The following is a 19,586-nucleotide window of genomic DNA, read 5'->3' as shown; positions in this document are numbered from 1 at the left end:
CCGAGGCCACAGGGCAGGATGGTCGACATGAGCGACCCCAGCGAGCACGGCGACCCGGCCGGCGCCACCAGCGCGCGCAGCCTGCCCGGCGCGGGTCTGGTGAAGGGGCTGGCGGTCACCCTCAAGACGATGACCAGCCGGTCGACCACCCAGCAGTACCCGGACGTGGCTCCCGACCTGCCGCCCCGCTCCCGAGGCGTGATCGCGTTGTCGGAGGAGAACTGCACGGTCTGCATGCTCTGCGCCCGGGAATGTCCGGACTGGTGCATCTACATCGACTCGCACAAGGAGGAGGTGGCGGTGCCCGGCGCCGCCCGCCCCCGCCAGCGCAACGTGCTCGACAAGTTCGACATCGACTTCTCGCTCTGCATGTACTGCGGCATCTGCATCGAGGTCTGCCCGTTCGACGCGCTCTACTGGTCGCCGGAGTTCGAGTACGCCGAGTACGACATCAAGGACCTGCTGCACGACAAGGACCACCTCGGTCAGTGGATGGCCACGGTCCCGCCGCCGCCCGCACACGACCCCAACGGGGAGCCGGCCAAGGAGGAGACCGCCGCCGCGCGCAAGGCGTCCGCCCCGCGTCCGGCCCCTTCATCGGTACGCTCCGAGCCCGGCGCCGACCCAGGTCCGGCGTCGTGACGGCCGCCCGTCGGGTGCCGGCCCCAGCCGTGGGGGCGGCTCGGTGACCGGCGCGGACGTGCTGCTGCTCGCCGTCGGCGCGGTGGCGGTCGGCGCCGGTGTGCTGGTGGTGACGACGAAACACCTGGTCCGGGCGGGGCTCTACCTGGTGGTGTGCCTGGGCGCGCTGGCCGGCGACTTCCTGGTGCTCAGCGCCGAGCTGGTGGCCTGGGTGCAGGTGCTGATCTATGTGGGCGCGGTGGTGGTCCTGCTGCTGTTCGCGGTGATGCTGACCCGGGCCCCGATCGGCGCCTCCGACGACCTGGACCGGCCGGGCTGGCCGGCCGCCCTGATCGGTGGCGGCGCCGGGCTGGGGCTGACCGTCCTGCTCGTCGACGCGTACCGCTGGGGCACGGTCGCGCTGCCCCGGGCGGGCACCGCCGAGCGGCTGGGGGAGCAGATCTTCCAATCCTGGGTGCTGCCGTTCGAGGTGCTCTCCGTGCTGCTGCTGTCCGCCCTGGTGGGCGCGATCGTGCTGTCCCGGCCGGACATCGGCCGACCAGGCCCGGGCGCGGATCCCGCCGCCGAGCGGCCCGGGGTCGACGTCGAGACCGGGGGGCGCCGGTGAGGCCGGTCATCCCGTACGTCACCGCCGCGCTGCTGTTCGGCCTCGGCGTGTACGGCGTGCTGCGCCGACGCAACGCGGTGCTGGTGCTGATGTCGGTCGAGCTGATGCTCAACGCGGTCAACCTGATCCTGGTCACCGCGGACACCACCGCCCGCGCCGTGTTGCCGCATTCCGGGCAGGTCTTCGCGCTGTTCGTCATCGTCCTCGCCGCCGCCGAGATCGGGGTGGGGCTGGCGATCGTCCTGCAGCTCTACCGGCTGCGGGCCACCGTGGCGGTGGATGACGTGGCACTGACCGAGCCGGCTCATCCCGTCGACCGGCGCGAGCCGGCCGTCCTGGACAGGGAGGCGGGCCGGTGACCGGGCTGCTCGGGGCGCTGCTGCCCGCCGTTCCGCTGGTCGCCGGCCTGGTCGGTCTGCTGTTGCCGCCGGCCCCGCGGCACCCGGGCGCGGGTGCGGCGGGTGGTGACCGGGCCCGACGGTTGGCCATCGCGCTCGGCGTCACCGGCGCGGCTGGCGCGCTGGCGTTGGCCGTGGCACTCCTGCTGACCGTCGACGGGCCGACGGAGACGTCGACCACCTGGGTCGACGTCGGCGGGTTGAGGGTGACGCTCGGCGTACGGCTGGACGGCGCCGCCGCGCTGGTCGCGGTGGCGGTCACCGCGGTCGCCCTGGCCGTGCAGGTCTACTCGATCGGCTACCTGCGGCGCGGTCCGAACGACGACGTGGACGTCGACCACCGTTACCCGCCGTACGCCGCCCAGATCAGCCTGTTCACCGGTGCCATGCTGCTGGTGGTGGTCGCCGGCGACCTGATCATGCTGCTGGTCGGCTGGGAGGTGATGGGCCTCTGCTCGTACCTGCTCATCGCCCACGACCGCCGACTGCCCGGCGCCCCGGCCGCTGCGATGAAGGCGTTTCTGGTGACCCGGGTCGGTGACGTCGGGTTCCTGCTCGGCATCGCGTTGCTCGGCGTGTCGACGGGCAGTTTCCGGATCGCCGACGTGCTCGCCCAGGACCACTCCGGCGTGACGTTGACCGCCGCCGGCCTGCTGTTGCTCGCCGGGGTGGCCGGTAAGAGCGCGCAGTTCCCGCTGCACACCTGGCTGCCGGACGCGATGGCCGGCCCGACGCCGATCTCCGCGCTGATCCACGCGGCGACGATGGTCGCCGCCGGGGTGTACGCCGTGGCCCGGCTCTACCCGCTGTTCACGGCCGCGCCGGTCACGCTGACCGTGCTGGGGGTGCTCGGCGCGATCACACTGCTGCTCGGCGCGCTCGCCGCCACCGCACAGGACGACATCAAGCGGGTGCTGGCCTGGTCGACCGTTTCCCAGTTGGGCTACATGACGGGCGCTCTGGCGGTGGGCTCACCGTCGGCGGCGCTGTTCCACCTGCTCACCCACGCCGCGTTCAAGGCGTTGCTGTTCCTCGCCGCCGGTGCGGTGATCCACGCGGTCGGCACCACCCTGATGTCGGAGATGGGCGGGTTGCGGCGAAGCATGCCGCTGACGTTCTGGTGCACGGTGGTGGGCCTGGGGGCGCTGGCGGGGGTGCCGCCGTTGGCTGGCTTCTGGAGCAAGGACGGCGTCCTCACGGTGGCGGAGTCGGCCGCGCTGGAGGGCACCGGCCCCGCGCCGTCCTGGGTGGGCTGGCTGGTGTGGCTGGCCGGGTTGGTCGGTGTGGCGATCACCGCCTGGTACGCCGGTCGGCTGCTGCTGCGCGCCTTCTTCGGTGCGCCACGCCTGCCGCTGGTCCGGCCGCACGATCCGCCGGCGCTGCTGCGCTGGCCGGTGCTGCTGCTGGCCGTGCCGGCCGCGCTGCTCGGTCTGGCCGGGTTCGTCGGGGCGTTCGCCGACCGCCTGCGGTTCCCGACCGTCCCGGTGGCGGGCTCCGAGGACGGCCTGGTCCACCTCGGGTCCGGGGTGCTGCTGCCGTTGGCGTTGCTGCTGGTCGGCGCGGGGCTGGTAACGCTGGGCTGGCGTCGGAACCGGGCCGCCGATCCGGCGGCCGCGCTGGGTCCGCTGCGGCCGGTCTTCGCCCGCGCGTTCCGGCTCGACGAGGTCCAGCACACCCTTGTCGTACGTCCCGCCCGCGCGCTGGCCCGCGCCGCGCGCTCCGGCGACGAGGTGGTGGTGGACGGCGCGGTCGAGGGCAGCGGGCGGGCCGCCTCCGGTCTGGGCGCGGGGCTGGCCGCGCTGCACCGAGCGGCGCTGCCCCGGGCCGCCGCAGGTGTGCTGGCCGGCGCGTTGCTGATCGGGTTGGCAGCCACCCTGATCGGAGTGATCCGGTGAGCGCGAGGAGTGAGTCGGGGTTGCGAGCCCCGCAGTCGCGAACAGAGGCGGTCCGGTGAGCGCGAGGAGTGAGTCGGGGTTGCGAGCCCCGCAGTCGCGAACAGAGGCGGTCCGGTGAGCTTTGGGCAGGTGTTGCTGGTGGCCGTCCTGGCGGTGCCGGCACTGGGTGCGGTCGCGGTGGCGGCGACGCCCCGGGACCGGGCGGCCCGGCTGGTCGGCACGGTGGCGGCGGCGCTGACCCTGTTGGCCGCGGTGCCGCTGGTGTTCGGGGGTCGGGGCTGGTTCGCCTGGTCGGCGGACGCGCCGGCGGTGCGCCCGTGGCATCAACTGGACCTGCCGTGGGTGCCCGGCCTGGAGTTGCGTTTCCACCTCGGCGTCGACGGCATCTCCTGGCCGCTTGTGGTGTTGACCGCGCTGCTCACCCTGCTCTGCTGCGCGTACACGATGTGGCGTGTTCCGGACGGCGGCAGTGGCCGGGCGTTGGTCGCGCTGCTGCTGGTGGTCGAGGTGGGCATCCTGGGCACCTTCCTCGCCCTGGATCTGGTGCTGTTCTTCCTCTTCTTCGAGGTCGTCCTGCTGCCGATGTACGCGATCATCGCCGGCTGGGGTGGCGCGGACCGGCGTCGGGCGGCTCGCAAGTTCGCGCTCTACACCCTGTTCGGCTCGGTGTTGCTGCTGGTCGGCGTGTACGTCGTGGTGGCCGCCGCCGGCACCGCGGACGTGGTGGCGTTGACCGGCGGTGCGGGGATGTCCCGGGGCACCCAGTTGGCCGCGTTCACCCTGTTGGCGCTGGCGTTCGCGGTGAAGAGCCCGCTGTGGCCGCTGCACTCCTGGCTGCCCGACGCGCACACCCAGGCCCCCACGGTGGGCAGTGTCGTGCTGGCCGGGGTGTTGCTGAAGATGGGCACCTACGGTCTGATCCGGGTGGCGGTGGGGGTGGCACCGGAGGGTGCCCGCTGGGCGTCGCCGGTGCTCGGTGTGCTGGCCGTCGCCGCGATCCTGATCGGTTCGCTGGTCTGTCTGGCCCAGGCCGACGTGAAACGGCTCATCGCGTATTCGAGCGTGGGGCACATGGGCTTCGTGCTGCTGGGTGTCGCCACGCTGACCACCGTCGGCCTCCAGGCGGCGTTGATCGGAAACGTCGCGCACGGGGTGATCACCGGCTTGCTCTTCTTCCTGGCCGGCGCGGTGAAGGACCGTACCGGCACGGGCACTCTCGCCGAGCTGTCCGGGCTGCGGGAGACCGCGCCTCGGTTGGCTGGGCTGCTCGCGTTCGCGGCGATCGCCTCGCTGGGCCTGCCAGGGCTGGCCGGTTTCTGGGGCGAGGCGTTCGCGGTGATCGCCGCCGTTCAGGTGGGCGGCCCGCTGTGGACCACCCTCGGGGTGCTGGCCGCGGTCGGCGGCGCGCTCACCGCCGCGTACTTCCTGCGGCTGTTGCGCCAGGTCACCCACAACCGGCCAAGCCCCGCCGTCGGGCAGGTCGGCCCTGGCCTGGCCGGTGCGGAGCTGACCGCGTGGGTGCCGCTGGTGCTGCTCGCGTTGGCCATCGGGCTGGCCCCGGCGCTTGTCCTCGGCGTCGCCGAGGCCCCCGTCGACGCCCTGATTGGGGTGGTCTTCCCATGACTGGCGTGCAGAGCGTCGACAGCGTTGCGCTGTTGCCGGCCTACCTGGCCGCCGGCACCGCCGTGCTCGTGCTCCTCACCGACCTGCTCCTGGCCCGGGCACGGGCCACGATCGCGGTGGCGGCGCTCGGCGCGTTGGGCACCGCCGTCGGTGCCGTCCTGGTCGGCCTGGGCGGGGAGCGGCGGACGTTCTGCGTCGGCGCCGACTGCTCCTGGATCTTCGGCGGTCGGGCCGCGCTGGTTGCCGCCGTGGTGGCGCTGCTCACCCTCGGCGTGCTCGGGCTCTCCGTGCCCGCGCTGCTCGCCGGCCGGTCACCGGTGGGAGAGTACGCCTTCCTGCTGGCCTGCTCGATGACCGGCGGCGTGGTGCTCGGCGCGGCCGGCGACCTGATCACCCTGATCGTCGCCCTGGAGACGCTGACGCTGCCGCTGTACGTGCTGGTCGGCCTGCGCCGGGGCAGCCTCGCCAGCGCCGAGGCCGCGTTGACGTTCTTCGTGGTGAGCGTGGTGGCGACCACGCTGACCCTGCTCGGCGCCGCGCTGCTGTACGCGGTGACCGGTGGGCTGCACCTGGACCGGCTCAGCGCGTTGCTCGCCGAGCGGCCAGAGCTGCGGGAGCTGCCGCTGACCACCGCCGCGGTGGCGGTGCTGCTGGTCGGGCTGGCCTTCAAGGTGGCGGCGGTGCCGTTCCACGCCTGGGCGCCGGCCACCTACGACGGCGCACCGCTGCCGGTGGCCGCGTACCTGTCCACGGCGTCGAAGCTGGGTGGGCTGGTCGCTCTACTCGCCGTGGTGCAGCGGGCACTACCGGCGGATCAGACCGGCCCGGTGCTCGCCCTGCTCGCGGTGCTCACGATGACCGTCGGCAACCTCGTCGCCCTGCGTCAGCGGCGTACCGTCCGGCTGCTCGCCTGGTCGTCCGTCGCGCAGGCCGGCTACATTCTCGCCCCGCTGGGCGCTCTGGCGCTGGCTGCCGGGCGCACGGAGGAGGCGCGGTCCGCCGCGTACGCCGCCGCGGTGACGTACGCCGTCTTCTTCGTGGTGTTGGAGCTGGCCGCGTTCGCCGGGGTGACCGCGCTGCGGCCAGCGGGCGCGGATGGCGGCACCGTGGACGACCTGCGCGGGGCGGCCCGTCGGCATCCGTGGCGGGCCGCCGCGCTCGGTCTCGCGCTGGTGGGTCTGGCGGGCCTGCCACCGGGGCTGGCCGGCCTGTTCGCGAAGGTGACAGTGGTGCGGGCGTTGCTGGACGGCGGGGCGGCCTGGCTGGCGCTGGTGGTGGCGCTGAATGCGGTGATCGGGCTGGCCTACTACCTGCGGGTGACCGCCGCGCTCTGGGCGCCGACGCCCCTCGCCGCCCCGAATGGCGGCGGCGCTGCGGCCGTACCCCTGGTGGGTGTGGTGGCGGTGGTGCTGGCGGTGGCGACGGTGGCCGCCGTGGTGCTCGGCGTCGCCCCGCAGTTGGTGCTCGATCTGGCCGGCCGCTGACCTGACCTGATCTGCGACTTCGGTCTCAGTGAACTCTCAGCGTTGAGACGGATGGTTGGCGGGTACCGGGTTGTTGCACCGGTCAGCGGATCCCGGCGATCCGTGCACCGAAGGAGAGATCGTGCACCACAACCGTCTGAAGACCGCCGCGCTGCTCGGCCTGCTCTCCGCACTGATTCTCGCGGTGGGCTACGGGTTCGGCGGCAGTGGCGGCCTGGTCATCGCCGTCGTCATCTCGTTGGTCATGAACGGCGTTTCCTACTTCTACTCCGACAAGCTCGCACTGCGCTCGATGGGGGCGCAACCGGTCACCGAGGCACAGTTCCCCGAGCTGTACCGGATGGTGCGCGAGTTGGCGACCGACGCCCGCCAACCCATGCCACGGCTCTACGTCAGCCCGACCGCGCAGCCCAACGCGTTCGCCACGGGCCGGAACCCGCAGCACGCGGCGGTCTGCGTGACCCAGGGCATCACCGAGATCCTCGACTACCGCGAGCTGCGCGGTGTGATCGGGCACGAGCTGTCCCACGTCTACAACCGGGACATCCTGATCTCCAGCGTGGCGGCTGGCCTGGCCAGCATCATCACCCTGCTGGCGAACCTCGCCTTCTTCATCCCGCTGGGCGGCGGGGACGACGAGGACCGGCCGAACCCGGCCGTGCTGCTGCTGACCCTGATCCTCGGCCCGATCGCGGCCACCGTGATCCAGCTGGCGATCAGCCGGAGCCGCGAGTTCCAGGCGGACGCCTCGGGCGCCGAGCTGAGCCGTGACCCGCTGGCCCTGGCCAGCGCACTTCGCAAGATCGACGCGGTGGCCCGACGTCGGCCGTTGCCGGCCCAGGGCCAGCTCACCAGCACCGCCCACCTCATGATCGCCAACCCGTTCCGGGGCGGCGGCATGGCCGCGCTCTTCTCCACTCACCCGAAGATGGAGGACCGCGTCGCCCGGCTGGAGCAGATGGCCCGCAATCAGGGGCCGGTGCAGTTCCAGCGCTGACCCGCTGAAACCCCACCTCCGCCCGTACCCGCGCACACCGGGTACGGGCGGAGCGCTGTATTCCGTTGTCTATCGGCTGGGCGTCGGCGTTAGGGTCATAGCGGCTTACGCCCATTACATCCTCAGGAGGTTCACGGTGGCCGCGCTGCGTCAGTACCTGGGTGTCTGGCGGATTCCTGGCGCCCCGATGTTGCTGGTTTTCGGCATCATCGGGCGGCTCGGGATCGGCATGACCCCGCTGGCGCTGCTCCTGGTGGTCGAGCAGGTGACCGGGCGGTACTCGCTGGCCGCCATCGCGGGCGGGATCTACGCCGTCGCCGGCGCCGCGCTCAGCCCGGTGGCCGGACGGATCGCCGACCGGGTCGGCCCGAGCCCCGTCCTGCTGGTCACCGCCGTGGCCCACCCGCTGGCCCTCATCGGCCTGCTGCTGGCCAGCCGCTCCGGCGACGACGCCCTCGCGGCCATCTACGTCGCCTCAGCCGTGGCCGGCGCCACGTACCCGCCGCTCACCGCCGCTATCCGTGGCGCCTGGAACGACCTGACCGGCCCCAACTCCGGCCGGTACTCCCTGCGCAACACCGCGCTGGCCGCCGAGACCTCGCTGTTCGAAATCGTGTTCGTGCTCGGCCCCCTGCTCGTGGCCGGCTTCGTACTGTTCGCCGACGCGGCGGCCGCGCTGCTCGGCGCGGCCGTGGTCACCCTGGCCGGCACGACCGCCGTGGCCCTCGGCCGGGTCATGCGCGCCTGGCGTCCGCACCCGCGGGAACACCACGCCCGAGGGCTCGGCCCCCTGCGGGTCGCCGGCTTCCCGGCCCTGCTGGTCTGCGTGGCCGGCCTGGGCATCGCGTTCGGCGCCGCCGGGGTGATCGTCCCCGCATTCGCGAGCGGCCACACCACCGACGACCCGGAGAGCCTGGCCGGCCTCCTGCTCGCGGTCTGGGGGATCGGCAGCGCCATCGGCGGGTTCTGGTTCGGCGTTCGCAGGCCCGCACCGAACATGACCCGCCAGTTCGCCCTGCTGCTCGCCGCACTGGCCGGCACCTTCGTGGTGTTCGCGGTGATGCCCACCCCGCTGGCGCTGGGTGTCGCGCTGGTCGTCGGCGGGGCCACCATCGCACCCGCGCTGACCCTGGAGAACACCCTGGTCGGCCGGATCGCACCCGCCGGCATGCTGAACGAGGCGTACACCTGGGTGGTCACCGTGGCGGTCGCGGCGAGCGCCGCCGGCGGCTCGGTTGCCGGCCTGATCGTGGACCACGCCGGTGGCGTCCGGTGGGCGTTCCTGTTCGCCGGGGCGGCGGTAGCCGTCGGGGCCGCGGTCGCCGCGCCGCCCGCCGGGCCCATCGCCCGCGCGGAAACCACGGCGGTACGCACCGAAGAGCCCCTCACCGTCTGACCTGAGCCGGCTACATCGCCGGCCCGGGCTGCGTCCCGTACGGGCGCGCCCGTTCCGCCCACCGCACGAGGTACGGCGTCACCAGACCCGCCACGACGAACACACCGCCTCAAGCAGGGTCGCGTGTACGCGCTGAGCATCAGACCTTGAGGCGAGGACGCCGATGAGGTCATGACCCTGCCCCGCGCACGCGCTCACCACAGTCAGTCGCTCATCGGAACGCTGATCAAGCCACGAGGCTATGTGCTGCTGGACCAGCCGCAGTCGACGCGACAGCGGGGAGTTTTCATCGGCGTAGGGCTCATGCCACGCCTGCCAGTGAGTCTGGGCGGTCATCTGGACTACCTTGCCGGCGCGAGGCTCACACGGATGCCCCGCCGGCGGCCCGGTCGGGCCGTCAGAGGCCGCTCACGAGCGACCAGTGACGACCAGAAACTGGCGATGTCTGCCCAGGTGGCAGGCGTGGTCGGCCCGGTTTACCAGGCCGGCGGTCGCCGCCTTACCGGTAGTTGTTGAACTGGAGGGCGACGCCGAAGTCCTCGCCCTTGAGCAGCGAGATGACCGCCTGGAGATCGTCCCGCTTCTTGCCGGTGACCCGCAGCTGGTCGCCCTGGATCTGCGCCTGCACGCCCTTGGGACCCTCGTCGCGGATCTTCTTGCTGATCGCCTTGGCCTTGTCCGCCTCGATGCCCTGGATCACCTTGCAGTCGATCTTGAAAATCTTGCCGGACGGGCGTGGCTCGCCAGCGTCCAACGACTTCAGCGAGATGTTCCGCTTGACCAACTTCTCCTTGAACACGTCCAGTGCGGCGCGAACCCGCTCCTCCGTCTCCGCCTGAAGGCCGATCGCCTCCTCGCCAGACCAGGAGATCTCCGCTCCGGTGCCGCGGAAGTCGAACCGCGTCCCGAGCTCCTTCTCCGTCTGCCGGAGGGCGTTGTCGACCTCCTGGCGGTCAACCTTGCTGACGATGTCGAACGACGGGTTTGCTGCCATGTTCCTGCTCCTGCTGTCCGGCGGTCTGGGCCTGCCGTCGGCCACCGACCAGCGGCACGACCCCCTGACCGTACCCGGTTGCACCGGTACCGGGGGGAGCCGCTATTCTTGCTTCCGCCGCCGCGTTACGACGCGGTGGGGTGCCCTGGCGGGTTGCCCGAGCGGCCAATGGGAGCGGACTGTAAATCCGTCGCGAAAGCTTCAGAGGTTCGAATCCTCTACCCGCCACCAGGTGCAGACACGGCCCCTGACCAGCAGAAATGCTGATCGGGGGCCGTTGTCGTTGATCTAGTTGGGTCCGGCTGAGTCCAGCCCCTGACGACTGGTTGTGGGCAGATGGTGGGCAGGTCGATCTTGCTCCTGCCGGTCGACGTCGAGCGCCGAGCGCGGGTTCCTGGACTCGGGCAGATCGGTCCTGGGCGCCTCTTGACGGCGTAACGGCGCGGGGAGGCCTCGGTAGGCAGGCGCTGCCGTGCGGGCCGGCAGCGGGACGCTCGGGGGCAAGCCAGTCCCGTTTCTTGGACTGGTGCGGCAGTCGGAAGCCCAGACTTCGATGGCGGCCAGCGGCGCCGGCTTCCGTACCGCCTTGCGGTGGTCGAGCTCGCCGGCTTCGGAGTCTGATCCCTCCCGGGCATGGGACGTCAACGGACCGGCAGGATGGCCCGGTGGAGCGAGACACCCTGATCGTCCATCTCGGCGCTGAACGCGGCGACGTCTACGAGTCATGTCGCGACGCTCTGCGAGCGGGCTACGACTTCAAGGTCTTCGACGGGGCGGTACCGGTTGGGGCCCTGGTCACCACCTACCGGCGGCGAGAGCGGCACACCCGTATGCGCGGCATCCGGACGCTCGGGTTCGCCCAGGCGGTGGATCGGCTGGTCTCGGCAGAAGAACTGGGAGAGTTGCTGATCGGTCAGGTTGGCGGCGTCGAGACGCCCTGGTTTTACCAGCTCTTCCTCGCACCTGACGCATCCCGCCTCGTCGCCTGCCTCGCGGTCAGTCAGGACAGGGAAGACGCTTCACGCCTGTAGCCAGCGGATCGACTGCCCCACCTCGGCGCGGGGGCGGCTGCCCGGCGGTATTCGGTGGCTTCCCGCCCCGGCCGCGTAGCGGTCCGGGGCGGCTGGCCGCCGGGCGGTCTACCGCCCGCGCGCTGCGCCGCGCAGCGGCGCTCTTGATCCAGAACAGAGCAAATCGGCAGTCACTCGACTAGGGATCAGGTCAGGTGTAGCAGCCGCACTCGGAGTGCTACGCCGCTACGAGAGGCTCATAGACCGTCGTGTAGTATGCCCGAGATCCACAACAACGGGGAGGGGTGGGTGGTTTGGGCGTCTACTTCCATGTCCCCTTCTATCGGGAGCATCAAGAGCGATGACTTCACTGGAATCGTCCTCCCTGTTTGCCAAGTGGACTGAAGAACGTCACCTTCCCTCGCTCGGAACCAATGACGGCGCTCCGCCAATCGCTTTTCAGCGTTGGCACCGGTTCAAAGAGGCATTCCCGCCGGAACTCATCGAGAAAGCCGTTTCGCAAAGCTCGATCAGGGTCAACTCGTGCGTGGATCCCTTTGGCGGTAGCGGGACGACAGCGCTCGCATGCCAGATGCTTGGTATCGACTCGGTTACTGTTGAAGTCAATCCGTTCTTGGCTGATGTCATACGGGCGAAGCTCACCCGCTATGACTTGGATTTACTCATAGCCGCTCTGGCTGAAGTTCGCCGGAACGCGCTAAAGCGCCAGACGGACCCATTGGAATACTTCGGCAATGTCCCGGCGACCTTCTTGGAGCGTGCGGGCAGCAGTCGATGGCTGTTCAACCGTGACATTGCCGAGAACTTGGCCGCAATCTTGGTCAGCATTGAAGGTTTAGAATACCCCGACGCCAGGCGCTTGTTTCGTGTAGTCACTGGTGGTCTGCTCGCAGAGGTGAGCAACGTAACGGTCAGCGGAAAGGGGCGGCGCTACCGCCGAAATTGGGCTGCCGCCTCGCCTGTCCCAGAGCAGGTCCATAACGCCTTCTCTGAACGCGCCGAGAGGGCAATCCGTGATATTCAGCGCTTCGCGGAAAGACCGAAAACTTCTTGGGCAGTGATGCAGGGTGATGCACGTAAGGTGCAGCCAGAGGGGCCGTTCGACCTCGCGGTCTTCTCTCCGCCTTATCCCAACTCGTTCGACTACACTGACGTGTACAACCTTGAGCTTTGGATGCTCGGCTATCTCCAAGCTGGCGATGATAACCGGGTGCTACGGACCTCAACCTTGGCGTCCCACGTGCAATTGATGCGTGATTATCCGGAGATGCCCCCTGGATCACCGACGCTCGTTGCCGTCGTCGGCGCATTAGAGCATGTCAAGAAGAGTCTTTGGAATCAATGGATTCCAAAGATGATCGGCGGCTATTTCGCGGACCTGCTCGTCGTCGTACGTCGAGTGATGTCCCAAATGGCGAGCGGCGCCCAGTGCTGGGTCGTCATCGGCGATAGTCGGTACGCAGGGGTTAACGTTCCCGCCGGGCGAATTCTCGTCGAGCTTGCGGATGCTGAGGGTTGGACTGTTAAAGGATCCGACCCGATCAGGCATATGAAGTCCTCGGCCCAGCAAGGATGGCGCCCCGAACTAGCCGAGTCTCTCGTGGTCTTACAGAAGGCCTAAGTCCTTCTCAGTGCCTCGGATACCTGGTGCTCTCGGTATGCCTTGGTACTGGCGAAAAGGTGCCAAACCTCCAGCCTGACATCCAGGCTGGCCGCCTTGTCTGCGACGTGATCGAAGCACGTGCGGCCCGAGAACGTCTTCCTCATGTCGAAGCAGCAAAGAGCCGACTCCAGTGATCCGCGCGCAAGTCTGTAGCTATACGCTTGATCAACACCATCGCCGACCCAGGTCACGATCTCGCTTGGCGATACAGCCGTCACTCTGTCCCCGCTCCTGTAGCTGCGGAGGATCTTCAGTTCTAGCACTACATACGAGATAATTCGATGCTCATTGAGCAAGTCGGGGCCAACGATCTCTATGTCCAATCGCCCAGGGATATCTATTTGCTCCGTGCGCACCGAGCAATCCGGAAAGGGAACCGAGAGCGCCGTCTTCAAATGGGCCTGAACGGTAAGTTCAGCTCTCTCGACTGGCTGGAATCTGTCGGGGTTACTCCATAAACCACCAAGCGATTCTGGCGCGCCCGGCGCTGCCAGAATCTTCTTGTGAACCTGATCGACCACTCCCAGTACCGCGTTCAGATCAACTTGGCGGATCTCGACAGCCACCACCTCACAGTTCTCTGCCTGTAAAAGTCCCTCTGGGTAATAGCGAAGCTCGGCCGGCTCGAGCTTCGGATCGTAGAGTACCGCAGGCTCGGATCCGAGGCCGGCCGTATCAATCACGAAGTCAAAAACCGCGTTTTCATCTAGGTCAATAATTGACCAACTGCGGCCGACATTAACCGGCGGTCCCACCAGCCATAGTCGACCTTCAGCGGGAGTCCGGCCATTGTCGATCATTCTGTCTAGACGCCCATCGGGCAGCTCGGCCACCTCTCTGTCTGGTGGTCTGAGTACGAAGACAGCGAGGGAGTCATTATCTATACCCCTTGCCAGCCGCTTTTTGACCAGTCGTGCAACTCCCCGCAAGAATCGTGCCTGAAAAGGCTGGGTGGCATCGTCGCCAACACCGCAGTGAGCGACCGCAGTTCTAAGGAGGCTGTTCGAGCCGAAGGAGTCCCTGTATTGGCTAGACAACTTGCATCCTGGAATAGAGGTGGCGGACGTACAGGTGCACGAGCTCGGCGCTTGATAAGGTCATGGTCTCGCGCATCACGCGGGAGAATCGATGCGCGACTTCAGCTGTTGCGTTCTCGCCCCCGGTTTCGGGCGCGATGTCGATAATTTCACCCGTGTCGATGGAGGGGTTTGAGTACGCCGCGTCTAGCAGACCGACATAGTTCAAACCTTCCGGCCCTAAACCTGCTGCTGCGAAGACAACTTCGCGCACGAATGTCCACTTCGTGACCTGCTCGTCAAAAAGCGCAATGGCGCCGACAACTCGCGACAGCATCTCGGGGTTGATGGCGTAGTCCGCATTAATGCGCCACTGCCCGTCAGGCTCCTCAACGTACGCAACGTTACTCACCTCGACCGTACCTTGTCCGACCAGGCGGTCTAGATCCGCTTGCAGGATAGGAAAGAATGGGCGTTGCGGACGTTTGAGGACTTGACCGTCCAGGATAGGAAGGTCCCATACTGGTGCCAACGCATCCGCCAAGTACGCCATCGCGTGGACTGTCATAACGTTGGTCGGTGAGAGGCCGACATAGCGGAGAGCATCCAGGATCGCGACTAGGCGGATTCGACGTTCAATCCAACGCAGGCCCGAGGCAGCTAACCGCGTACTCATGTGCGCGCTTCCCGTGCCGCTCGGCTGAAAAGCCGCTGCCTAATCTCTTGGTATTCAGAATCCAGATCCCTGGTGGCTCTAGTCGGCGCCGCAATACTTAAAAGATCTACCACCCTGGGATCGCTGCTGGATGTGATCCCCGATTTCCCAAGGAGTTTCGGTATAAGGTCGCCGTCAATAAGGTTTGACGTGACAACTAGCCTGTTGTTTTCATGGGTGGTTGAGAAACGTGTTAGGACGTCTGCGGCCCGGGTGACGAAGACTGCATCCAGAGAGGACTCCGGAGCATCGATAACAAGGGTTCCGCCAGCCTGACCCGCCACCTCCATCAAGGCCATCCGGAAAGAGATATCAATGAACTCGCGCTGGCTCTCCGAGACCTGTTCCGGGCCCGACCGTCTAGCGGGAGAGAGGAATCCGGCACCGGTGAGATCAACCTCAAAAGAAGGCATCTCTATCTGTTCGCCCGACTGGCCTATCCTGCGCGCTTTGGGCAGCCATTTTAACTCACAGTCTTCGACCAGAAAGCCCTTCGCGAAACGGTCGAACGCTTCCTTGATCGAATCTCTGCGCTGCTCAATTCGCCCTCTGACATCAGCAATGAATTCCTGGAAGTTGTCTCGCATTGACGTGAGGTCATGCTTTTCAACTTCCAAGCGTGACCTCATGCGCGTCAGATCGGACACCTGTCCGTGGATGTCGTGCTCCGACGGCGGGAGCCGTGAAAGTATGTCGCGTATCTCCGCAGCGCGTCGATCGATCATTGCTGTTAGTGATGTAACCTCTGCTAACGCCACGCTGTAAGCAGCTTCGGCATCGCCTCGCTCGCCGGACAGAGCTGCGCTCTCAATACTCGCGGCCCTTGCTCGCTCCGTTGCTTCAGCAATCTCTGCTGCCGAAGTTGGGCGACCCTCAGTTACGTCAAGCCCGTCGGATCCGCAAATCGGGCACAGTAGGTGTTGGACGCGTTCGCGTAGGGATTCCGCAAGTTCCGGCACTTCCGTGCCGCAGGTAATGCACTGGTCCTCGGCTAGAAGGTGACCGACGATGTATCTACCGGCTTCCGTGGCGCCAGGAAATGCGGCGGCGATTGTCTCCAGCTGTAATCGCTCGACTTTACGCATCGTGGACTCTTGCACCTGTTCAGCGCGTAAGGAGTTGACACGCACCCGTTGCCGGTCGTTAATCAATAGCATTAGCTGATCGTTCAGCGTGGCCAGACGCTCCTGATCCTCCTCTTGAACGGATTGCAGGAGTGCTAGCTGCTGGCGGAGCTCGGGTTCGGGGCGACGGCTAGCTTCGACAGTGGCTAACCGCTTCTCTTCTTTACGTAACATGTACCCGAGGTTCCGTACACTGCTGTCAAGTTTGAAGATGTCGCGTTCTCGGTCGGACCACTCGCGCGATTCTTCGATATTTAGAAAGAGGAGCCTGAGTAACTGACTCTGTGCCACAGGATCCCAGACGAGAGCTCTGCGGTCTTCGAAGTAAAAGACGAGGTGTCGAAGTATGAGGATCCAGTCCCCATAGAAGGCTAACCCCGCTGCCTCTTGGACCACATCCTGGTATCGTTCCTCCGTGGATTCCTGTTCCACCCCGTTGACAATTAAGGACTGCAGTTCCAGTGAATGAACCTGGCGCGTGACCTCGATGTGACGGGTGCCGAGGGTGTATGTCAGCCCTGCCAGCGCCTCCGCAGCCTTATCAACTACTCGCGCAGCAAATATCCTCCGCTCGGGGCGTGGAATTTCCGCGCTTTCGGGTGATTTATTCCCGAGTGCCTCCCCATCGCTAACCTTTGGGATATCGAATGGCCCGGTTAGCATTCTGAAGAGAAGTGTTACCAGTGTTGTCTTACCTAACCCGTTAGCCCCAAGAACAAGCGTCAAGCCGGGCATGAACTCGACGTGTAGACCGGGCGTTCCACCTTCCGGTCCTGGGTACAGCCCGTAATTGTCGACGTCTAGCCGTTGTATGACCGGAAGTCCAACCATGGAACCGCCTCGCCAGTCGCGCCTGTTCTATCGATGGGGCCACATGATCGCACGGGAACCATGACTTTAGGTAGGCCGGTGAGTGCGCGCCCCCTGGCCGACATCCAGGTGGGATGGTTGCGGCGGCCCCTAGACGGTGCTATCGGACGGCGCGACTGGCAAGCCAGCTTGCCGATGGAACGCGCTTCCGCCCGCTTGTGCCACGTCGTCGTAGTCGGGCGGCCCGACCAGGCGGTAGATCCTGGTGACGACGACGTCTCCGTTGCTGCGTGCAACGCTTTCTAGCTCGATCAGTGCCGTTCCGGCCTTGACGGCAAAGAGAGCTGCGAGCTCTGGATTGGCGGCGACTTCGCGCTGTCGGGTTTCAGACTCGGAACTTCTGCTTGACGCGGTCCCGATGGGCCGGGCGTTGGAGTAGGTGCCACGGCCATGTTCAGTGACGACCAGGCCTGCCTCGCGGAGTATCGAGATGGCCCGTCTTATCGTGCCGCGGGCAGCACGGAATTCCGCAGCCAGGGCGCCTTCCGTAGGCAAGAGCGTGCCCGGTGGGATTACCGCGTCCTCCGCCGCCTCGCCCTGCACGCCCACTTCGCCATCCGGGGCACTATCCCTCGCGATGTGCTGCGCACCGTGGCGGCGGCGACCTATCACCAGGTGTGGTGGCCCTCGGTCGCCGTCCAGCGCTACACCCTCGACCGCCTCCCGGTCTGGGACGAGCAAGCGGCGACATGGGTCGACCCCGACTCCCGCGACCCGCTGAGCAACTGGACGGAAGCCCTTGACGCCATCGACGACGACCCGGACGCGGAACCGGTGCCCGTCGTGCGCTTCGGCGCCCAGGTCGACGCCCGTGGCGTCATGCCCGGCACCGAGGACGCCGAGCGGACCATCCGGTACGTCACGAATACATCACCAAGCACACCGGCGACTGTCACAAGGCGACCACCGACCGGCAACGCAAGCACCTCGACCGGCTCTGGCAGCAACTCCAGGTCACCCCCTGCACCGACCGGTGCGCCAACTGGCTGCTCTATGGCGTCCAGCCGAAGAAGGCGCACGCCAAGCTCAAGCCCGGCCGCTGCAAGGGCAAGGTCCACCAGCGTGACACCCTCGGCATCGGCGGCCGGCGCATCCTTATCTCCCGCGACTGGTCCGGCAAGACCCTCGCCGACCACAAGCACGACGCGCGGGCCTGGGTGCGGGCACTGCTCGGCGTCACCACCGACGGCACGCAGCTCGTCGACGACCAGGGCGACACCGCCGAACGGGTCCGGCACGCCTGGGAACTCGCCCGACCCGATGACCCCGACGTCGGCCCGATGACCCACCGGCTCATGCGGTCGATCAGCGAACGCGCCCGCTGGCGCTCCGAACTGCTCGCCGCCAAGGACCGGGCCGCGCAGGGGTCCGCAGATCTCTCGGCAACTCAGCACAGCGCACAGCACGACGGGGAGGAACCGCAGTGAACGAGGAGTTGTTGACCGTGCCGGAAGTGCTCGCCGAGCTGTGCGTACCGCGCTCGACCTGGTTCTACTGGCGGCAGACCGGCAAGGGACCACGGGTGATCAAACTCCCGAACGGGCAGCTCCGGGTCCGCCGGTCGGCGCTCGGTCGGTGGCTCGGCGACCTGGACCAGGACGCCGCATGAAGAGCTACGAGGTCCAGATCTGGGAAATCGCCAAGCGCGCGGACCGGAAGGCTCGGCCGTGGCGGGTCCGCTGGGCGGTGAGTGGTCAGCGTTTCGAGGACATGTTCCGTACCAAAGCCCTGGCGCACTCGTTCCGCGCCGAGCTGGTCCAGGCGGCCAACGCGGGGGAGCCCTTCGACCCGTCCACCGGCCGCCCGCTCTCCGAGGCCAGAACCATGAACCCCACCACCTGGTACGCGCACAGCCGCGCGTACGTCGAGATGAAGTGGCCCCGGGCGGCGGCAAAGACCCGGCGCTCGATCGTCGAAGCGCTGACCTCGATCACGGTGACACTGACCCGCCCGGCGAAGCGGGGCCGACCGACTGACGCCCTGCTTCGCGAGGCGCTGTACCTCTACGGCCTCAACCCGCGCCGCTGGTCCGACGAGATCCCGCCCGACCACGCGGCGGCCCTCGCCTGGCTGGAAACCGCGTCCCTCCCGGTCGTCGAACTGGACTCACCCGCAATGATCCGCCGAGTCCTCGACAGCCTGTGCGTACGCCTCGACGGCAAGCCCGCGGCTGCCTCCACGGTCCAGCGAAAGCGGGCGACCTTCTACAACGTGCTCGGGTACGCCGTCGAGCTGGAGCTGATCGACTCCAACCCGGTCGACCGGGTCCAGTGGACCGCTCCCGAGGTCGCGCAGTCCATCGACCGGCGGGTGGTGGCGAACCCCGCACAGGTCGCCACGCTGCTGGAGGCGGTGAAATCTCTCGGCAAACGCGCCGACAAGGTCACCGCGTTCTTTGGCTGCCTCTACTACGCGGGGATGCGGCCCTCGGAAGCCGCGGACTTACGGCGGGAGGACTGCGACCTTGCCGGCCAGTGCGCCGACTGCGGCGCCGACTTCGACGACCTAGCGGCGGTCAAGCCTTCCCGGTCCTGCGAGCACGAAAAGATCGAACATCGCTGGGGTCGCCTGGTGCTCGCCGGTACCTCGCCGCGGGCCGGGTCGCACTGGACCGATGATGGCGGCTCCCACGAGCGACACGGACTCAAGCACCGGAGGAGGGCCGAGACTCGGACGGTCCCGATCCCGCCCCGGCTCATCGAGCTGCTGTGCGCGCACGTCGAGAATCACGGAGTTCGGCCCGGACGGTCGATTCTTCCGGGGTCTGCACGGTGGGCCGCTCTCCGAGTCGGTCTACGACCGGTGGTGGAAGCTCGCCCGCGAGAAGGCGCTCACCGAATCGCAGGTCGCCTCGCCGCTCGTCCGCCGGCCGTACGACCTGCGCCACGCGGCGGCCTCGCTCTGGCTGAATGCCGGCGTCCCGCCGACCGAAGTCGCCCGGCGCCTGGGCCACGGCGTCGCCGTCCTGCTCCGCGTCTACGCCAACTGCATTGACGGCGGCGACGACACCATGAACGACAAGATCGGCGACGCCCTCGGATGAGCATCCTCGGCTCGTCTCAAGGTGGAGGGACCGGAGCCAGAATTCTTCCGGATGGCCGTAAGGAACCGCGGTTGAGGCGACAAGTATG

18 protein-coding genes, 1 tRNA gene and 1 pseudogene are annotated in these 19,586 nt (G+C 67.6%); 15 read left to right on the top strand and 5 right to left on the bottom strand.

Going from position 1 to position 19,586, the window contains the following annotated elements:
• Positions 1-18: 18 nt before the first annotated feature.
• The 8 genes from C7C45_RS08905 (at position 19) to C7C45_RS08870 (ending at position 9,042) form a co-directional block, all read left to right on the top strand.
• Positions 19-642 (top strand): NuoI/complex I 23 kDa subunit family protein, encoded by a 624-nt coding sequence (locus C7C45_RS08905; RefSeq protein ID WP_110563131.1) that lies wholly within the window; start codon positions 19-21, stop codon positions 640-642.
• A gap of 43 nt (positions 643-685) precedes the next feature.
• On the top strand, positions 686-1,249 hold the full coding sequence (locus C7C45_RS08900; protein WP_244200297.1) for an NADH-quinone oxidoreductase subunit J family protein: 564 nt from the start codon (positions 686-688) through the stop codon (positions 1,247-1,249).
• Complete coding sequence (nuoK, locus tag C7C45_RS08895; protein WP_110563130.1) at positions 1,246-1,608, top strand: NADH-quinone oxidoreductase subunit NuoK; 363 nt, start codon at positions 1,246-1,248, stop codon at positions 1,606-1,608. The genes C7C45_RS08900 and nuoK overlap by 4 nt, the downstream gene beginning before the upstream one ends.
• Entirely contained in the window at positions 1,605-3,542 is a 1,938-nt protein-coding gene (locus C7C45_RS08890; RefSeq protein ID WP_110563129.1) for an NADH-quinone oxidoreductase subunit 5 family protein, read from the top strand. Before nuoK ends, C7C45_RS08890 begins: the two co-directional genes overlap by 4 nt.
• Before the next feature lie 114 nt (positions 3,543-3,656).
• The gene (locus tag C7C45_RS08885) at positions 3,657-5,165 is read left to right on the top strand and encodes a complex I subunit 4 family protein (protein ID WP_110563128.1); all 1,509 of its coding nucleotides are present in this window, start codon (positions 3,657-3,659) and stop codon (positions 5,163-5,165) included.
• Positions 5,162-6,649 carry an NADH-quinone oxidoreductase subunit N gene (locus C7C45_RS08880; protein WP_110563127.1) on the top strand — a complete coding sequence of 496 codons (1,488 nt, stop codon included), beginning with the start codon at positions 5,162-5,164 and terminating at the stop codon, positions 6,647-6,649. Before C7C45_RS08885 ends, C7C45_RS08880 begins: the two co-directional genes overlap by 4 nt.
• A gap of 121 nt (positions 6,650-6,770) precedes the next feature.
• Positions 6,771-7,646: a zinc metalloprotease HtpX gene (gene htpX, locus C7C45_RS08875; protein ID WP_110563126.1), complete on the top strand. Its 876-nt coding sequence runs from the start codon at positions 6,771-6,773 to the stop codon at positions 7,644-7,646.
• 136 nt (positions 7,647-7,782) lie between these two features.
• Complete coding sequence (locus tag C7C45_RS08870; protein ID WP_110563125.1) at positions 7,783-9,042, top strand: MFS transporter; 1,260 nt, start codon at positions 7,783-7,785, stop codon at positions 9,040-9,042.
• A gap of 499 nt (positions 9,043-9,541) precedes the next feature.
• Here C7C45_RS08870 and C7C45_RS08860 read toward each other — a convergent pair whose 3' ends face one another.
• Entirely contained in the window at positions 9,542-10,036 is a 495-nt protein-coding gene (locus C7C45_RS08860) for a YajQ family cyclic di-GMP-binding protein (protein ID WP_110563124.1), read from the bottom strand.
• Positions 10,037-10,183: 147 nt separating this feature from the next.
• On the opposite strand from C7C45_RS08860, the gene C7C45_RS08855 reads away from it, so the two are divergent.
• The 3 genes from C7C45_RS08855 (at position 10,184) to C7C45_RS08845 (ending at position 12,688) form a co-directional block, all read left to right on the top strand.
• Positions 10,184-10,267 (top strand) — tRNA-Tyr (locus C7C45_RS08855).
• A 434-nt stretch (positions 10,268-10,701) separates the two neighbouring features.
• Positions 10,702-11,067: a hypothetical protein gene (locus C7C45_RS08850; protein ID WP_110563123.1), complete on the top strand. Its 366-nt coding sequence runs from the start codon at positions 10,702-10,704 to the stop codon at positions 11,065-11,067.
• A gap of 340 nt (positions 11,068-11,407) precedes the next feature.
• A complete protein-coding gene (locus tag C7C45_RS08845; protein WP_110563122.1) occupies positions 11,408-12,688 on the top strand; it encodes a DNA methyltransferase in 1,281 nt (426 codons plus the stop codon).
• Here C7C45_RS08845 and C7C45_RS33585 read toward each other — a convergent pair.
• The 4 genes from C7C45_RS33585 to C7C45_RS08825 all read right to left on the bottom strand — a co-directional run bounded on the left by C7C45_RS33585 (position 12,685) and on the right by C7C45_RS08825 (position 17,004).
• On the bottom strand, positions 12,685-13,563 hold the full coding sequence (locus C7C45_RS33585; protein WP_146247297.1) for a hypothetical protein: 879 nt from the start codon (positions 13,561-13,563) through the stop codon (positions 12,685-12,687). The two genes, C7C45_RS08845 and C7C45_RS33585, sit on opposite strands and share 4 nt — an antisense overlap.
• A 196-nt stretch (positions 13,564-13,759) precedes the next feature.
• Positions 13,760-14,299 (bottom strand): hypothetical protein, encoded by a 540-nt coding sequence (locus tag C7C45_RS08835; protein WP_146247296.1) that lies wholly within the window; start codon positions 14,297-14,299, stop codon positions 13,760-13,762.
• A gap of 119 nt (positions 14,300-14,418) precedes the next feature.
• The gene (locus C7C45_RS08830) at positions 14,419-16,416 is read right to left on the bottom strand and encodes an AAA family ATPase (protein WP_110563119.1); all 1,998 of its coding nucleotides are present in this window, start codon (positions 16,414-16,416) and stop codon (positions 14,419-14,421) included.
• A 129-nt stretch (positions 16,417-16,545) separates the two neighbouring features.
• The gene (locus C7C45_RS08825; RefSeq protein ID WP_341866479.1) at positions 16,546-17,004 is read right to left on the bottom strand and encodes a GntR family transcriptional regulator; all 459 of its coding nucleotides are present in this window, start codon (positions 17,002-17,004) and stop codon (positions 16,546-16,548) included.
• 30 nt (positions 17,005-17,034) lie between these two features.
• Here C7C45_RS08825 and C7C45_RS35670 point away from each other — a divergent pair.
• The 4 genes and pseudogenes from C7C45_RS35670 to C7C45_RS35660 form a co-directional block, all read left to right on the top strand.
• Positions 17,035-17,259, top strand: a pseudogene (locus C7C45_RS35670) (replication initiator); the annotation flags it as partial.
• A gap of 65 nt (positions 17,260-17,324) precedes the next feature.
• Complete coding sequence (locus C7C45_RS35665; protein WP_341866484.1) at positions 17,325-17,882, top strand: replication initiator; 558 nt, start codon at positions 17,325-17,327, stop codon at positions 17,880-17,882.
• A complete protein-coding gene (locus tag C7C45_RS08815) occupies positions 17,879-18,064 on the top strand; it encodes a helix-turn-helix transcriptional regulator (RefSeq protein WP_110563118.1) in 186 nt (61 codons plus the stop codon). Before C7C45_RS35665 ends, C7C45_RS08815 begins: the two co-directional genes overlap by 4 nt.
• Positions 18,061-19,449: a site-specific integrase gene (locus C7C45_RS35660; RefSeq protein WP_341866478.1), complete on the top strand. Its 1,389-nt coding sequence runs from the start codon at positions 18,061-18,063 to the stop codon at positions 19,447-19,449. The genes C7C45_RS08815 and C7C45_RS35660 overlap by 4 nt, the downstream gene beginning before the upstream one ends.
• Positions 19,450-19,586: the final 137 nt, after the last annotated feature.

This window comes from Micromonospora arborensis, assembly GCF_003205615.1.
GTDB classification, from domain to species: domain Bacteria; phylum Actinomycetota; class Actinomycetes; order Mycobacteriales; family Micromonosporaceae; genus Micromonospora; species Micromonospora arborensis.
This window is presented reverse-complemented; position numbering and strand designations above follow the sequence as displayed.

What these genes read in the sequence shown, in the direction of transcription:
- C7C45_RS08905 (WP_110563131.1), top strand. Translation starts at nt 19, where the DNA reads ATGGTCGACATGAGCGACCCCAGCGAGCACGGCGACCCGGCCGGCGCC.
- C7C45_RS08880 (WP_110563127.1), top strand. Translation starts at nt 5,162, where the DNA reads ATGACTGGCGTGCAGAGCGTCGACAGCGTTGCGCTGTTGCCGGCCTAC.
- C7C45_RS08860 (WP_110563124.1), bottom strand. Translation starts at nt 10,036, where the DNA reads ATGGCAGCAAACCCGTCGTTCGACATCGTCAGCAAGGTTGACCGCCAG.
- C7C45_RS08845 (WP_110563122.1), top strand. Translation starts at nt 11,408, where the DNA reads ATGACTTCACTGGAATCGTCCTCCCTGTTTGCCAAGTGGACTGAAGAA.
- C7C45_RS08835 (WP_146247296.1), bottom strand. Translation starts at nt 14,299, where the DNA reads ATGGCGTACTTGGCGGATGCGTTGGCACCAGTATGGGACCTTCCTATC.
- C7C45_RS08830 (WP_110563119.1), bottom strand. Translation starts at nt 16,416, where the DNA reads ATGGTTGGACTTCCGGTCATACAACGGCTAGACGTCGACAATTACGGG.
- C7C45_RS35660 (WP_341866478.1), top strand. Translation starts at nt 18,061, where the DNA reads ATGAAGAGCTACGAGGTCCAGATCTGGGAAATCGCCAAGCGCGCGGAC.